This window comes from Lacibacter sp. H375, from assembly GCF_037892425.1.
In the GTDB taxonomy this organism is placed as follows: Bacteria; Bacteroidota; Bacteroidia; order Chitinophagales; family Chitinophagaceae; genus Lacibacter.
Map to the genome: position 1 here is coordinate 202,653 of NZ_JBBKTT010000002.1, position 16,350 is coordinate 219,002.

Sequence of the window (16,350 nt, forward strand, 5' to 3'; positions counted from 1 at the left end):
TCCAAAAGAGGCGGGTTTTTTTATTACCGCTAAAAAAGAAAAAAGAGTATGGCAACTTATTACAACAGTGAAACGATTTTGTATCTCAACGGTGAGTATGTAAAGGCGTCAGAAGCAAAGATGGATCTCTACAGCCAGAGTTTTCATTATGGTTACAGCGTGTTTGAAGGAATCCGTTCGTACAAAACAGTGAATGGCGAAACGAAAATTTTCAAAGCCAAAGAGCATTACGATCGCTTACAACGTTCGGCTGAGTTGGTGAATCTTCCCTATCACTGGACAACAGAAGAGTTAACTGCTGTTACATACGAAGTGTTGAAGCGCAATGATTTGCAGGATGCTTATATCCGTCCCGTAGTTTACGCACCTGCGAATATGAGTTTTGTGCAGAATGAGCAATCGTTTCTTGTAATTGAAGTATGGGCCATGCAACCTTTTCTTGGCGATAAGTTGTTACGCATTATGACCAGTTCGTTTGAACGTCCGAATCCCAAAGCGTTCAAGATCGAAGCAAAAGCAGCGGGTCATTATGTAAACTCATTACTCGCCAGTCATGAAGCAAAAGCAAAAGGTTTTGATGAAGCATTGTTGCTCGATATGAATGGCAATGTTGCAGAAGCGCCTGGTGCTAATTTGTTTTTTGAGAAAGACGGCAAGCTGTTTACGCCAGCAAAAGGAAATATCCTTCCCGGTATTACAAGAGCAACTGTATTTGAATTGTGTGCTGAGTTAGGAATAGAAGTAGAAGAAAAAGTGTTTACAATAGATGAGTTGAAAAATGCAGATGCAGTTTTTTATTGTGGAACTGCAGCAGAGGTAATTGGGTTTGATAGTTTAGACGATCATCAGTTTCCATTAAAATGGAGTGATAGTCTGAGCAGAAAGATTCAAACAGCGTATAAAAATTTAGTGGTAGAAAATTTTGAACCACAAAGACAGGAAGAAGCGAAGAAAGAAGAAGCAGTTGCTTAATTATATTATGTCCCGAAGGGACAATTGATCGGTAGAATAACAACGAAATAAAATGGCTGAATTAAACAAGTATTCGAAAGTATTAACACAGGACGAAACACAACCGGCAGCACAGGCAATGTTGTATGGTATTGGCTTAACAGAAGATGATCTGAAAAAAGCACAGGTGGGTATTGCAAGTATGGGTTACGATGGTAACACCTGTAACATGCACCTGAATGATCTTGCAAAGGTTGTGAAAGAAGGTGTGTGGAAGAATGATCTCGTTGGTTTAATATTTAATACGATCGGTATAAGTGATGGTATCAGCAATGGTACTGATGGTATGCGTTATTCGTTGGTAAGCCGTGATCTTATCGCAGACAGTATTGAAAGTGTGTGCGGAGGATTTTATTATGATGGATTAATTGCATTGCCGGGTTGTGATAAAAACATGCCGGGCGCTATTATGGCAATGGGGCGTTTGAACCGTCCTTCTATTATGGTGTATGGCGGAACAATTGCTCCAGGCCATCACAAAGGAGAAGAGTTGAATATCATTTCTGCATTTGAAGCATTAGGTAAAAAATTAGCAGGTGCTATTACGCCTGAAGATTTTAAGGAAGTAGTGAAACATAGTTGCCCTGGTGCAGGTGCATGCGGTGGTATGTACACAGCGAATACCATGGCTTCTGCTATTGAAGCATTGGGTATGAGTTTACCTTATTCATCATCTAATCCTGCAATTAGCGATGATAAGAAGAATGAATGTTTAGATGCAGGAAGAGCAATAAAAGTGTTGTTAGAAAAAGACATTAAGCCAAGAGATATCATGACAAAGAAGGCATTTGAAAATGCCATTGTTACGATCATGATATTCGGCGGAAGTACAAATGCTGTTTTGCATTTGATCGCCATGGCGAAAAGTGTGGATGTAGATTTAACGCAAGATGATTTTCAACGCATCAGTGATAAAACACCTGTGTTGGCAGATTTTAAACCAAGCGGAAAATATTTGATGCAGGAATTACATGCGCATGGTGGTGTACCTGCTGTAATGAAATATTTATTACAGAAAGGGTTGCTTCATGGCGATTGTTTAACAGTAACCGGCAAAACAGTTGCAGAAAATTTAGAAAACATTGCGCCGATAAATTTCGAAACGCAAAAAATCATTTTCCCATTAGAATCTCCATTGAAAGTAACCGGTCATTTACAAATTTTATACGGCAATCTTGCAGAGAAAGGAAGTGTTGCAAAGATCAGTGGTAAAGAAGGTGAACGTTTTGAAGGACCTGCAAGAGTATTTGATGGTGAAAAAGATCTGGTAGCAGGTATTGCAAACGGAAGAGTGAAGAAAGGTGATGTAGTAGTAATAAGATATGAAGGACCAAAAGGTGCACCGGGCATGCCTGAAATGTTGAAACCAACTTCAGCAATTATGGGTGCAGGTTTGGGTAAAGATGTTGCGTTGATCACTGATGGAAGATTCAGTGGTGGTTCGCATGGTTTCGTCGTCGGTCACATCACTCCGGAAGCATTTGAAGGAGGTTTGATTGCATTGGTACAAGACGATGATATTATTGAATTGGATGCAGCCAACAACAAGATCAACCTGAAAGTAGCTGACGAAGTGATAGCAGAAAGACGCAAGAATTGGAAGCAGCCTGCATTAAAAGAAAAGAAAGGTGTATTGTATAAATATGCAATGTGCGTGAAGGATGCTTCACAAGGTTGCGTAACAGATGAGGCGTAAACCTCAACCCCTGAAAGCGGTTATGAAACAGCATTAAAAATCGAAAAAGCGTGTTATGTCAAATACAACAGAATTGACGATTAAAGAAAAAGATATTCAAAAGAAAGCTGAGAGTTCGAAAGCCTCGGGCTTGGTGGGGAGTGTATCCGGAAGTGTAGCTGTATTAGATGCTTTAATCAATGAAAATGTAAAGACCATCTTCGGTTATCCGGGTGGTGCAATAATGCCGATCTATGATGCATTGTACGATTACAATGATCGTTTAGAGCATATTCTTGTTCGTCATGAGCAAGGTGCTATTCATGCAGCACAGGGTTTTGCAAGAGCAAGTGGTAAAACAGGTGTTGTGTTTGCAACAAGTGGTCCCGGTGCAACAAATCTTGTAACAGGTTTGGCTGATGCTATGATCGATTCAACACCATTGGTATGTATCACCGGACAAGTGTTTGCACATTTGTTGGGTACTGATGCATTCCAGGAAACTGATGTGATCAACATTACGACACCTGTAACAAAATGGAATCACCAGGTAACAGATGCAACGGAGATTCCTGCTGCATTGGCAAAAGCATTTTACATCGCAGGTAGTGGTCGTCCCGGCCCAGTGTTGATAGATATTACCAAGAATGCACAAATGCAGTTGTTCGATTATGAAGGTTATAAAAAGTGTGAGCATATCCGAAGCTATCGTCCAAAACCAATTGTTCGTAAAAAATATATTGAAGAAGCAGCAAAGCTGATCAATGAAGCAGAGCGTCCATTTGTGATTTTTGGTCAAGGTGTAATTCTTGGTAAAGCAGAAAAAGAATTCAAAGCCTTTATTGAAAAAGCGGGTATCCCATCTGCATGGACTATCATGGGGATGAGTGCAATTCCAACAGATCATCCGTTAGGTGTTGGAATGTTGGGCATGCACGGTAACTATGGTCCGAATTTGTTGACGAATGAATGTGATGTGTTGATTGCTGTTGGTATGCGTTTCGATGATCGTGTAACGGGTCGTTTAGATAAATATGCCAAGCAGGCAAAGGTGATTCATTTGGATATTGATCCTGCTGAAATTGATAAGAATGTAAAAACAACTGTTCCTGTTTGGGGCGATTGCAGAGAAACTTTACCAATGCTCACTGCTTTGGTTGAAAGCAAAGTATATCCGCAATGGTTACAGAAGTTCCATGATTGCATGACGAAAGAAAAGTCCTTGTGCATTGAACCGGAAATGAATCCATCAACAGATATTCTTACGATGGGTGAAGTGATAAAAGCATTGAATGAATTAACAGGCGGTGATGCAATCATTGTAACGGATGTTGGTCAGCACCAGATGGTAGCTTGTCGTTATGCAGAAATGAATCAAACGAAAAGTAATATCACAAGTGGTGGTTTGGGTACAATGGGTTATGCATTGCCTGCAGCAATTGGCGCAGCGTATGGTGATCCGTCAAGAACAACAGTTGCCATTATTGGTGATGGTGGTTTCCAGATGACCTTACAGGAATTAGGAACCATCATGCAATTTAAACCAAACGTAAAAATTTTAATTCTGAATAACCAGTTTTTAGGTATGGTGCGCCAATGGCAGCAACTGTTCCATGAAAAACGTTATTCGTTTGTTGATATCACCAGTCCTGATTTTGTAGCAGTGGCGAAAGGATATTATATCGATGGACAACGCATCAGCGAACGTTCAGAATTAAAAACTGCATTGAAAACAATGATCGATCATAACGGCAGCTATTTGCTGGAAGTAATGGTTGGTAAAGAAAACAATGTATTCCCGATGGTGCCACAGGGAAGAGGCGTATCGGAAATCGTATTAAGCAAAGAAGAAATCTAAAGAACCCCGGCAGGCGGTTTAGTAAAAACAAAGCATATGCAAAAACAGGAATACACCATAACGGTATATACAGAGAACCAGATCGGTTTATTGAACCGTATCGCTATTCTCTTTTCCAAGCGAAAGATCAATATTGAAAGTTTAAATACATCGCCGAGCGAAGTGGACAGTGTGCATCGTTTCACGATTGTGATCAACGAAACAGAAGAAGTGGTGCGTAAACTCTGCCGCCAGATCGAAAAACAGGTGGAAGTATTGAAAGCATATTACAATACAAATGAAGAGATCATTTGGCAGGAGCTGGCATTATACAAAGTGCCGACAGAAATTATTGCAGAAGAAGTAAAAGTAGAACGCCTTTTAAGTCAGTACGGTGCAAAGGCAGTAGTGATCCGTAAAGACTATACGGTGTTTGAAGTAAGTGGTCAGCGTGATGAAACTGATGCATTCATTAAGGTACTCGAACCCTACGGATTGATTGAATTTGTACGCTCTGCAAGAGTGGCGATCATTAAAGCAAGTGATGGCTTCCACAAAAAACTGAAAGAGTTTGAATACCGTGAGCCAAGTGAAGAAGTGATCGAGAACGAATACCTGGATAAAGGTGAAGAAGTATTTACAATGTAAAACAGGATGAAAGAGCAATTTGATTTAATCAGACAAACAAGGGCACGTTTCATTGATCTTGTAAATGGGTTATCCATTGAAGAACTGAATGAAATTCCTGCAGGCATGAACAACAATATTGCCTGGAATTTTGGCCATATCATTACAGCTCAACAAGGGTTGTGCAATGGACTTTCAGGAGTTGAATTGGATGTGCCGGATGAACTTACTGCAGGGTTTAAAAAAGGAACAAAGCCTGAAGGGTTTATCAGCCAGGAAGAAATTGAAGTGTTGAAAGAGTATGCAATGTCGTGCATTGATGAGCTTGAAAAAGGATTGAGTGAAAACGTTTTTGTTCAATACAAGACCTATACAACATCCTATGGCTATACATTAAATAACATTGAAGACGCCGTTCGGTTTGTGATGGTACATGATGCATTACACCTCGGTTACGCAATGGCAATCAGAAGAAATCTTTCAAAAAAATAAACATTTAAAATCAAACAAAAAATAAGAACAGAAAATGGCAAATTACTTTAACACACTTCCGCTCAGGGAACAGTTGAACCAGCTTGGTGTATGTGAATTCATGGATCGTAGTGAGTTTGCGGATGGTGTGAATGCATTATTGGGAAAAAAGATCGTCATCGTAGGTTGCGGTGCACAAGGTTTGAACCAAGGATTAAATATGCGTGATTCAGGATTGGATATTTCGTACACGTTACGTAAGGAAGCAATTGCCGAAAAACGTGCGTCATGGAAAAATGCAACAGAGAATGGTTTTACTGTTGGTACTTATGAAGAACTGATTCCTACTGCTGATCTTGTATTAAACTTAACTCCCGATAAACAGCATACGTCAGTAATTAAAGCTATCATGCCATTGATGAAACAAGGTTCTACTTTGTCTTACTCACATGGTTTTAATATTGTTGAAGAAGGCACACAGATCCGTAAAGATATTACAGTGATCATGGTGGCACCTAAATGCCCGGGTACTGAAGTGCGTGAAGAATACAAGCGTGGCTTTGGTGTACCAACACTTATTGCTGTGCATCCGGAAAATGATCCTGAAGGAAAAGGTTTGATCCAGGCAAAAGCATATGCTGCTGCAACCGGTGGTCATCGTGCAGGTGTGTTGCGTTCATCGTTTGTTGCCGAAGTAAAATCGGATCTTATGGGTGAGCAAACCATTTTGTGTGGTGTATTACAAACAGGTTCTATTCTTGCATTTGATAAAATGGTTGAGAAAGGAATTGAACCTTCTTATGCATCTAAGCTTATTCAATACGGTTGGGAAGTTGTAACCGAAGCGTTGAAGCATGGTGGTGTTACTGCAATGATGGATCGTTTATCAAACCCGGCTAAGATCAAAGCATTTGAACTGTCAACCGAAATTAAAAATATCTGGCGTCCATTGTTCCAGAAGCACCAGGACGATATCATGAGCGGCGAATTTTCTTCAACCATGATGAAAGACTGGGCGAACGATGATAAAAATCTTTTGACATGGCGCAAAGCAACCGGTGAAACTGCATTTGAAAAAACTGCACCAACATCAGCAAAAATTTCTGAACAGGAATATTTCGATAATGGATTGTTACTCGTTGCGTTCGTTCGTGCAGGTGTTGAGCTTGCATTTGAAACCATGGTGGCTTCAGGTATTAAAGCAGAATCTGCTTACTACGAATCATTACACGAAACTCCGTTAATCGCAAACACGATTGCACGTAAGAAGTTGTTTGAAATGAACCGTGTAATTTCTGATACAGCTGAGTATGGTTGCTACCTGTTCGATCATGCAGCTAAACCAATGCTGAAAGAATTCATGAAAACGATTGATACAGATGTGATCGGTAAAAACTTCAACGAAGGCAAAGATGCCGGTGTTGATAACAAAGAACTGATTGCTGTAAATCATATTCTCCGTTCACACCCCGTCGAAAAAGTAGGTGCGGTATTGCGTAAAGCAATGACGGATATGAAAGTGATCAATACATCCGCATAACATGTATATAACTTCGAACGATACAAAGCTTGACTTCACCGGCGCAGCACTGCGTATTAAAAAAGTAGTGCACAAAACGCCATTGCAGTTAAGCCGCAGTCTATCGAAGAAGTATGAATGCAAGGTTTATCTCAAGCGGGAAGACCTGCAGGTGGTACGCAGCTATAAAATTCGTGGTGCGTATAATATGATGAGCAGTTTGCCTGCTGACACATTAGCAAAAGGCGTAGTTTGTGCCAGTGCCGGTAATCATGCGCAAGGGTTTGCATACAGTTGTAAAAAGCTCAATGCAAAAGGTGTGGTGTTTATGCCGGTGATAACGCCTAATCAAAAGATCACACAAACAAAAATGTTTGGCGAGGATTTTATTGAAGTGCTTTTGGTGGGCGACACGTTTGATGATTGTGCAGCAGCAGCCAAAATTTATACAGAAGAAAATGGCTTAACATTTATCCCGCCCTTTGATGATCTGCGCATCATTGAAGGGCAGGGTACTGTTGGCGTTGAAGTGTTGGAAGAACAAAGTGATATTGATTATGTGTTCATTCCTGTTGGCGGTGGTGGGTTAAGTGCAGGCATTGGCTCTTACTTCAAAACTTATTCACCCAAAACAAAAATTATTGGTCTCGAACCCGAAGGTGCTCCTTCAATGAAAGAAGCGTTGGCAGCTGGTCATCCGGTAACAGTAGAAAATATTGATCGTTTTGTTGATGGTGCTGCGGTAAAACGTGTAGGCGATGTAACCTTCAGCATCTGTAAGGATGTGTTGGACGATATGCACCTTGTTAACGAAGGAAAAATATGTTCAACAATTCTGAAGCTGTACAACGAAGATGCCATTGTAGTTGAACCAGCCGGGGCATTAAGTATAGCTTCTTTGGATGATTATGCCGATGAGATCAAAGGAAAAGTTGTTGTGTGTATTGTAAGTGGCAGTAATAATGATATCGATCGCATGCAGGAGATCAAAGAACGAAGCCTCCAGCATGAAGGGCTGAAACACTATTTCCTTATCCGTTTTGCACAACGTCCCGGTGCATTAAAAGAATTTGTAAATTATGTACTCGGTGAAAATGATGACATTACACGTTTTGAGTACATGCAGAAGCATAATAAGGAAACAGGTCCGGCATTGGTGGGAGTTGAGCTGCGGAGCAGGACGGACTATGATGCGCTTTTAACCAATATGAAAAAGTACCAGATTAACTTTACGGAACTGAATAAGAACGACAACCTATTTGGTTACCTGGTGTGATATTTCTGTTAGAAATATCACATATCCTACAACAGGTGTTAGTTGTTTTATTTGGTAATTTTAAGCGATTGCTTGCTATTACAGGTTTAAAAACCTGACTTGAATAATATTTTTCATCAAAACTTGCATGTAGAATGGCAGGCAACCAAGGTTTATATAACCCGGCATTTGAACACGATGCTTGTGGTATCGGCTTCGTAGCGAGTATTAAAGGCTACAAATCACATCAGCATATCAGTGATGCGTTAACTGTGTTGGAAAACATGGAGCATCGTGGTGCGTGTGGCTGTGAAAATAATACCGGCGATGGCGCAGGTATTATGATTCAGACTCCACATGAGTTCTTCTTTGAAGAATGTTTAAAGCTGGGTGTTCATCTCCCATCATTTGGAAAGTATGGCGTGGGCGTTTTGTTTTTCCCCAAGGAAATAAAACTCCGTGAAGAGTGTCGTGATATTTTCAATCGCACAGCTGAGAAGCTGGGATTGGAAATTTTGACCTACAGGAAAGTGCCGGTAAATCCTGATGGTATCGGTCCAACAGCGTTGAGTGTTGAGCCTGAAATGGAACATGTCTTTGTTGCATGTCCTGATCATATCACCAATCCTGATGAGTTTGAACGCAAGTTGTTTGTGTTACGTAATCATGCAACACATTTAATTAACAGCACTGTTAAGAAAGATGCCATTGGTTTTTACATTGCCTCACTTTCTTATAAAACAGTTGTGTATAAAGGACAACTGACCAGCGGACAGGTGCGTGGTTATTTTCCTGATCTTAATAATAAAAGAGTGGTGAGTGCTTTTGGCTTGGTGCACAGCCGCTTTGCTACCAATACATTTCCTTCCTGGAAATTGGCACAGCCATTCCGCTTCATTGCACACAATGGTGAGATCAATACGTTGCAAGGAAACCTCAACTGGTTAAAATCAAGTGAGCATGGTTTCACTTCTCCCAACTTCACGAAAGATGAAATGGAGATGTTGTTGCCGATTGTAACAGGTGGTCAGTCAGATTCTGCATGTCTGGATAATATGATCGAATTACTGGCAATGACAGGCCGTTCATTACCGCATGTAATGATGATGTTGATCCCTGAAGCTTGGGATGATAATGATCAGATGGATCCGTTGAAGAAAGCATTCTATGAATACCATGCATCGATCATGGAACCATGGGATGGTCCTGCATCCATTTCATTTACTGATGGAAAAATTATTGGTGCTACGTTAGATCGTAATGGTCTTCGTCCTTCACGTTACTGCATTACTTCCGATGATCGTGTGATCATGGCAAGTGAAACAGGAACTGTGTGGGTTGATCCAAAAACAATTGTGAAGAAAGGTCGTTTGCATCCGGGTAAAATGTTTGTGGTGGATATGGAGCAGGGACGCATCATCAGTGATGAAGAACTGAAACAAACCATCTGTTCACAAAAACCATATGCAGATTGGCTGAATCAAAATAAAATTCGTCTTGAAGAATTGCCTGAACCACGTGTTGCGTTTACGCATCTCAGTGATGAAAGCATTCATAAATATCAAAAGGCATTCGGTTATTCAACTGAAGATATTGATACCATCATTAAGCCAATGGCCATTGATGGGAAAGAACCAATTGGTTCGATGGGAACTGACACGCCATTGGCAGTACTCAGTGATCAACCTCAGCATTTAACTTCTTACTTCAAACAATTATTTGCACAGGTAACAAACCCACCGATCGATCCTATTCGTGAACGCATGGTGATGAGTCTTGCTGCTTTCGTTGGTAACAACGGTAATTTGCTGGAAGAAGATCCGATGCATTGCCATACAGTTGCGTTAAAGCAACCGGTTCTTACCAGTAGTGATCTGGAAAAGATCAGAAGTATTGATACAGGTAAGTTCCAGGCAAAAACGATTCAGATCTATTTCCGTGCAGATGGCAAACCAGGTTCTTTGAAAGCTGGTCTTGATCGTATCTGCCGTTATGCAGAAGATTCGGTGAATGATGGCTTTGAAGTATTGATTCTTTGCGATCGTGCTGTTGATAGTGACCATGCTGCTATTCCTTCTTTGTTAGCAACTGCTGCCGTACACCATCATCTTATTCGTAAAGGATTACGTGGACAGGTTGGTATTGTTGTAGAAGCCGGTGATGTGTGGGAAGTTCACCACTTTGCATGTTTGCTTGCGTTTGGTGCAACAGCTATTAACCCATACTTAGCGTTGGCTTCAATACGTAATATGAAAGTGAACGGATCACTTGAAACAAATCTTGAGTGGGAAGCGTTGCGTAAGAATTACGTGAAAGCAGTTTGTGATGGTTTGTTGAAGGTATTCTCTAAGATGGGAATCTCTACTTTGCAATCATATCAAGGTGCACAGATATTGGAAATACTTGGTTTGAACCAGGAAGTGGTTGATAAATATTTCACAGGTGCAACAAGCCGTATACAAGGTATAGGGCTTGAAGAAATTGCAAAAGAAGCATTGGTGAAACATTACTTTGCTTTCAGCAAAAAAGATGTGCCTGTTGATCGATTGCCTGTTGGTGGTGTGTATCAATGGAAACGCAAAGGCGAATTCCATCTGTTCAACCCAACTACTATTCACTTGTTGCAATATGCAACCAAGATGAATGATTATGCAACGTTCAAAAAATATACGAAGCATGTAAATGATCAGAGCGAAAAAGCGGCAACACTCAGAAGTATGTTTGAGTTTAAACGCAATCGCCCTGCAATCAGTATTGATGAAGTTGAATCTGCTGAAGCTATTTACAAACGTTTTGCTACAGGTGCTATGAGCTTTGGTTCTATCTCCTGGGAAGCACATACAACATTGGCTATTGCTATGAACCGCTTAGGCGGTAAGAGCAATACCGGTGAAGGTGGTGAAGATGAACGTCGTTATGATCGTTTACCAAACGGTGACAGCATGCGTTCTGCAATTAAGCAGGTTGCATCTGCACGTTTTGGTGTAACAAGTTTGTATCTCACTGAAGCTGATGAATTACAGATTAAAATGGCGCAGGGTGCTAAGCCTGGTGAAGGTGGACAATTGCCCGGTCATAAAGTTGATGAATGGATCGGTAAAACACGTCACTCAACACCTGGTGTTGGGTTGATCTCTCCGCCTCCGCATCACGATATTTATTCAATTGAAGATCTTGCTCAATTAATATTTGATCTCAAGAATGCAAACCGTGCTGCACGTATCAATGTGAAGCTGGTAAGTAAAGCAGGTGTGGGTACCATTGCTGCCGGTGTTACAAAAGCGAAGGCTGATGTGGTATTGATTAGCGGACATGATGGTGGTACAGGTGCATCTCCAATTTCATCGATCAAACATGCCGGTCTTCCTTGGGAACTTGGTTTGGCTGAGGCACATCAAACACTGGTGAAAAATAAATTACGTAGTCGTGTAGTTGTGCAGGCCGATGGACAGATGAAAACCGGTCGTGATATTGCCATTGCTGCATTACTTGGTGCAGAAGAGTGGGGTGTTGCAACTGCAGCTCTTGTTGTTGAAGGTTGTATCATGATGCGTAAGTGTCATCTCAATACTTGCCCTGTTGGTGTTGCTACCCAAGATCCCGAATTACGTAAACGTTTTACAGGTAATGCAGATCATGTGGTTAACTTCTTCCGCTTTATGGTGCAGGAGTTAAGAGAGATCATGGCAGAACTTGGTTTCAAAACAGTAAATGAAATGATTGGCCAGGTTGATTGTTTACAGATGAGAGAGAATATCAATCACTGGAAATTCAGCAAACTTGATCTTTCGCCGATTTTATACAAAGAACCTGCTTCAGAATTTACAGGATTGTATCGCACTGAAGAACAGGATCATGGTTTAACAGAAGTACTCGATTGGAAATTATTAGCAGCTGCAAAACCGGCATTAGAGAAGAAAGAAAAAATAACTGCTTCATTCGAAATAAAGAATACTGATCGTACTGCAGGTACTATCTTATCAAACGAGATCACGAAGAAATTCCGTGCAGAAGGATTACCTGCTGATACCATTCATTTCAAATTCACAGGTACAGCCGGACAAAGCTTTGGTGCATTTAATACCAAAGGTGTTACCCTGGAACTGGAAGGTGATGCAAATGATTATTTCGGTAAAGGATTAAGTGGTGCAAGGCTGGTTGTTTATCCTCCAAAAGCTTCAACATTTACACCTGAAGAAAACATCATCATTGGAAACGTTGCGTTCTATGGTGCAACAGATGGTGAAGCGTTCATTCGTGGTAAAGCAGGTGAGCGTTTTGCTGTTCGAAACTCAGGAGCAAGTGTGGTTGTTGAAAGTGTTGGTGATCATGGTTGCGAATACATGACAGGCGGTAGAGTGGTGATTCTTGGAGATACCGGACGCAACTTCGCTGCAGGTATGAGTGGTGGTATTGCTTATGTATATGATGTGAAAGTAAAATTTGCAATTAACTGCAATAAGGAAATGGTTGATCTTGATCCGGTGAGTGATGAAGATGCGGTTGAGTTAAAGCAAATGATCAGCAAGCATTACGAATACACGGGAAGTACAGTTGCAAAATTTGTGTTAGATGATTTTGAAAATCAGCTTCAGCATTTTGTGAAAGTGTTCCCAAGCGATTACAAGAAAGTTGTTCTGAAGAGCAAACAAACAATCACTGTCGGTAAATAATTATCACTAACTAAGAAACGGAAAAAATAAATCGTTCTCATGGGTAAGCCAACCGGGTTTTTAGAATTTACAAGAGAGCTTCCAACCAAAAGAAGTGTGGAAGAAAGGGTGAATGATTACAATGAATTTGTAAATCGTTACCCTGATGAAAAGCTCAACCAGCAGAGTGCACGTTGCATGGATTGCGGTGTTCCTTTCTGTCATAATGGTTGTCCTTTAGGTAATGTTATTCCTGAATTCAATGATGCAGTGTATCGTAAGGAGTGGAAAGAAGCATATGATATTCTTTCATCTACCAATAACTTTCCTGAGTTCACAGGAAGGATATGTCCTGCACCATGCGAAACTGCATGTGTGTTAGGTATCAATCAACCTGCCATTGCAATTGAAGAAATTGAAAAGCATATCATTGAAATTGCTTTCGATAAAGGATTTGTACAACCGAAAAAGATCAACAAACGTACTGGTAAAAAAGTAGCAGTTGTTGGCAGTGGTCCTGCCGGACTTGCTGCGGCAGCGCAATTAAATTATGCCGGTCATACAGTTACTGTATTTGAACGTGATGATCAGGCTGGTGGTTTGTTGCGTTATGGTATCCCTGATTTCAAATTAGAAAAATGGGTGATCGATCGTCGGTTGAAAGTGCTGGAAGATGAAGGCGTAACATTTAAGTGTAATGCCAATGTGGGTGTAAATGTTAGTGTTAACGATCTCTTGCGTGAATATCATGCAATTGTTTTAGCTGGAGGTTCTACTGTACCAAGAGATCTGAATGTTCCCGGTCGTGACTTGAAAGGAGTTTATTTCGCCATGCAATTCTTAAAGCAGCAGAATAAACGTAATGCAAAACTTGATCCTTTAGCAAATGCTTCCATAGAAAGTAATATTCTTTCTGAAGATGTTTTTGCAACCGGTAAAAATGTAGTGGTAATTGGTGGTGGTGATACAGGAAGCGATTGTGTTGGTACAAGTAACCGTCACAAGGCAACATCTGTTACACAGTTTGAATTGATGCCAACTCCACCAAAAGACAGAACAGCATTTATGCCTTGGCCTACCTATCCAATGACGTTGAAAACATCCTCTTCACATGAAGAAGGTGCCGATCGTAAATGGGCCATTGCAACAAAAGAATTTATTGGCGATGAAAATGGAAATCTGAAAGCATTAAAGATCGTTGACCTGGAATGGAAGAGTAGTGAAGATGGACGTCCTTCATCTTTTGTTGAAAGAGAAGGCAGCGAGCGCACTATTCCATGTGAACTTGCTTTACTGGCCATGGGTTTTGTAAATCCGCAATATGTAGGTTTGCTGGAGCAATTGGGTGTTGAGTTGGATGAGCGCAAGAATGTAAAAGCAACCGAGAAGGAATACAAAACCAGTATCAATAAAGTATTCACTGCAGGTGATATGCGCAGAGGGCAGTCATTGGTTGTTTGGGCAATTAGCGAGGGAAGAGAGTGTGCCAGAAAAGTGGATGAATTCCTTTCTGGAACGTCTTTATTGGAAACAAAAGATCAGACAGCTACGTTTTATGCTATTTAATTAGAGAATTTAATACGGGTGTTTTATGATGCCCAACTGGTAAAAGCAGGTGCAATTTGTTGAAAAACAAAATATTGCACCTGTTTTTTTACGCCCATTCAGTAAATATTATAAAATATAAAATGTGAAAAAAACTAACTGATGCTATTGTTTTTTATATGTAGTTTAGTTTAATAATAATTAATTAAAAAATTAATTAATATCTAAACCAAAAATCGATCGACCATGATTAAAAAAGTAACCCCCCGGCAAATTGCCCCCTTCCTTATTTTGGCGGCTGTTGCCATCGCAGCACTCTTTATTCCGGCTGCCTCAGCATTTGAAGACAAAGAAGGTGTTTACAATGGGGCAGATATTGCCTGGATCATTGTAGCAACTGCTTTAGTATTCTTGATGACCCCAGGTCTTGCCTTTTTTTACGGCGGGATGGTACACCGTAAGAACGTGATCTCTACCATGATCAAAAGTGTGGTAGCAGCAGGCGTTGTAGGTGTTCTTTGGGTAGTAGTTGGTTTCAGCCTTGCGTTCGGACAGTCTCAAGGCGGCTTCATCGGCGACCCAACAACATTCCTTTTCTTTAAAGATGTTGTTTCAGGTGCTCCCTGGAGTTTAGCGCCAAGCATTCCGCTTGCATTGTTTGCATTGTTTCAAATGATGTTTGCGATCATCACCCCAGGCCTGGTAGTAGGTGCTGTTGCTGAACGTATCCGTTTCACCTCTTACATCCTGTTCACCGTATTGTTCTGTTTGCTCGTGTATGCACCATTGGCGCATTGGAGCTGGCATCCTGATGGATTTTTATTTAAATGGGGTGTTCTTGACTTTGCTGGTGGTACAGTGGTACACATTTCAGCAGGTTGTGCTGCACTTGCAGGTGCATTGGTATTAAAGCGTAGAAAAGTACACATTGAAAATAAAGAGATTCCACCTGCAAACGTTCCTTACGTTTTGATTGGTACAGGGCTTTTATGGTTTGGATGGTTTGGTTTTAATGCAGGTTCTGCATTAGGTGCCAACGGTCTTGCAGTTTCTGCATTCGCTACAACCAATACAGCAGCTGCAGCAGCAGGTTTAAGCTGGATGTTCTTTGATGTTGTACGTGGTAAAAAACCTTCTGTACTTGGTTTCTGTATTGGTGCGGTAGTTGGTCTGGTAGCAATTACACCTGCAGCCGGTTTTGTAGCAGTTCCTCAAAGTATCTTCATTGGCGCAGTAGCGGCCATCATTTCTAATATTGCTGTTTATTACAAACAAAAATCAAGTCTTGATGATACGCTCGATGTATTCCCTTGCCACGGTATTGGTGGTATTGTTGGTATGATCATGACTGGCTTATTTGCAACAAAGACAGTAAATGCAGCCGGTAACGACGGTTTGTTCTACGGCAATCCTGACTTCTTCTTTACACAATTGAAAGGACTCGGAATTGTTGTAGCATTCAGCTTTACCGCTTCATTCCTCATCTTCAAATTCATCAACTTCATTCTTCCAATGCGTGTAACTGAAGAAGAAGAAGAACTTGGTCTCGATGCCACTCAACACAACGAAAAGTACTTACAGGGTACGCTGTTGGTATCTAAGAACGGTTCAATGAAAGAAGAAGAAGTAGCAAATACTGCTGAGTAAGCTTAATTCTCAGCTTAAAAAAGTATAACATTCACAAACCAAAAAAGGTACAGCCTGATGATGTATTGTTGACGCAATAGATCGGCTGTACCCTTATTAACACTTAAAAGC

General features: G+C 40.8%; 10 protein-coding genes. All 10 read left to right on the forward strand.

The features are described from left to right. Window positions 1-48: 48 nt before the first annotated feature. The 10 genes from WG954_RS21330 (at window position 49) to WG954_RS21375 (ending at window position 16,239) form a co-directional block, all read left to right on the forward strand. The gene (locus tag WG954_RS21330) at window positions 49-972 is read left to right on the forward strand and encodes a branched-chain amino acid transaminase (protein ID WP_340439134.1); all 924 of its coding nucleotides are present in this window, start codon (window positions 49-51) and stop codon (window positions 970-972) included. 52 nt (window positions 973-1,024) lie between these two features. Next, window positions 1,025-2,707, forward strand: a complete 1,683-nt coding sequence (gene ilvD / locus WG954_RS21335) for a dihydroxy-acid dehydratase (protein WP_340439135.1) — start codon at window positions 1,025-1,027, stop codon at window positions 2,705-2,707. A 55-nt stretch (window positions 2,708-2,762) separates the two neighbouring features. Beyond that, window positions 2,763-4,544 (forward strand): biosynthetic-type acetolactate synthase large subunit, encoded by a 1,782-nt coding sequence (gene ilvB / locus WG954_RS21340; protein ID WP_340439137.1) that lies wholly within the window; start codon window positions 2,763-2,765, stop codon window positions 4,542-4,544. A 36-nt stretch (window positions 4,545-4,580) separates the two neighbouring features. After that, complete coding sequence (ilvN, locus tag WG954_RS21345) at window positions 4,581-5,171, forward strand: acetolactate synthase small subunit (RefSeq protein WP_182801680.1); 591 nt, start codon at window positions 4,581-4,583, stop codon at window positions 5,169-5,171. A 6-nt stretch (window positions 5,172-5,177) separates the two neighbouring features. Beyond that, entirely contained in the window at window positions 5,178-5,642 is a 465-nt protein-coding gene (locus tag WG954_RS21350) for a DinB family protein (protein WP_340439138.1), read from the forward strand. 34 nt (window positions 5,643-5,676) lie between these two features. Further along, a complete protein-coding gene (ilvC, locus tag WG954_RS21355) occupies window positions 5,677-7,161 on the forward strand; it encodes a ketol-acid reductoisomerase (RefSeq protein WP_340439139.1) in 1,485 nt (494 codons plus the stop codon). A 1-nt stretch (window position 7,162) separates the two neighbouring features. Continuing rightward, complete coding sequence (gene ilvA, locus WG954_RS21360) at window positions 7,163-8,416, forward strand: threonine ammonia-lyase (RefSeq protein ID WP_340439140.1); 1,254 nt, start codon at window positions 7,163-7,165, stop codon at window positions 8,414-8,416. Window positions 8,417-8,550: 134 nt separating this feature from the next. Further along, complete coding sequence (gene gltB / locus WG954_RS21365; RefSeq protein ID WP_340439142.1) at window positions 8,551-13,068, forward strand: glutamate synthase large subunit; 4,518 nt, start codon at window positions 8,551-8,553, stop codon at window positions 13,066-13,068. Window positions 13,069-13,107: 39 nt separating this feature from the next. After that, window positions 13,108-14,613: a glutamate synthase subunit beta gene (locus WG954_RS21370; protein ID WP_340439143.1), complete on the forward strand. Its 1,506-nt coding sequence runs from the start codon at window positions 13,108-13,110 to the stop codon at window positions 14,611-14,613. A gap of 225 nt (window positions 14,614-14,838) precedes the next feature. Then, window positions 14,839-16,239 (forward strand): ammonium transporter, encoded by a 1,401-nt coding sequence (locus tag WG954_RS21375; protein WP_340439144.1) that lies wholly within the window; start codon window positions 14,839-14,841, stop codon window positions 16,237-16,239. Window positions 16,240-16,350: the final 111 nt, after the last annotated feature.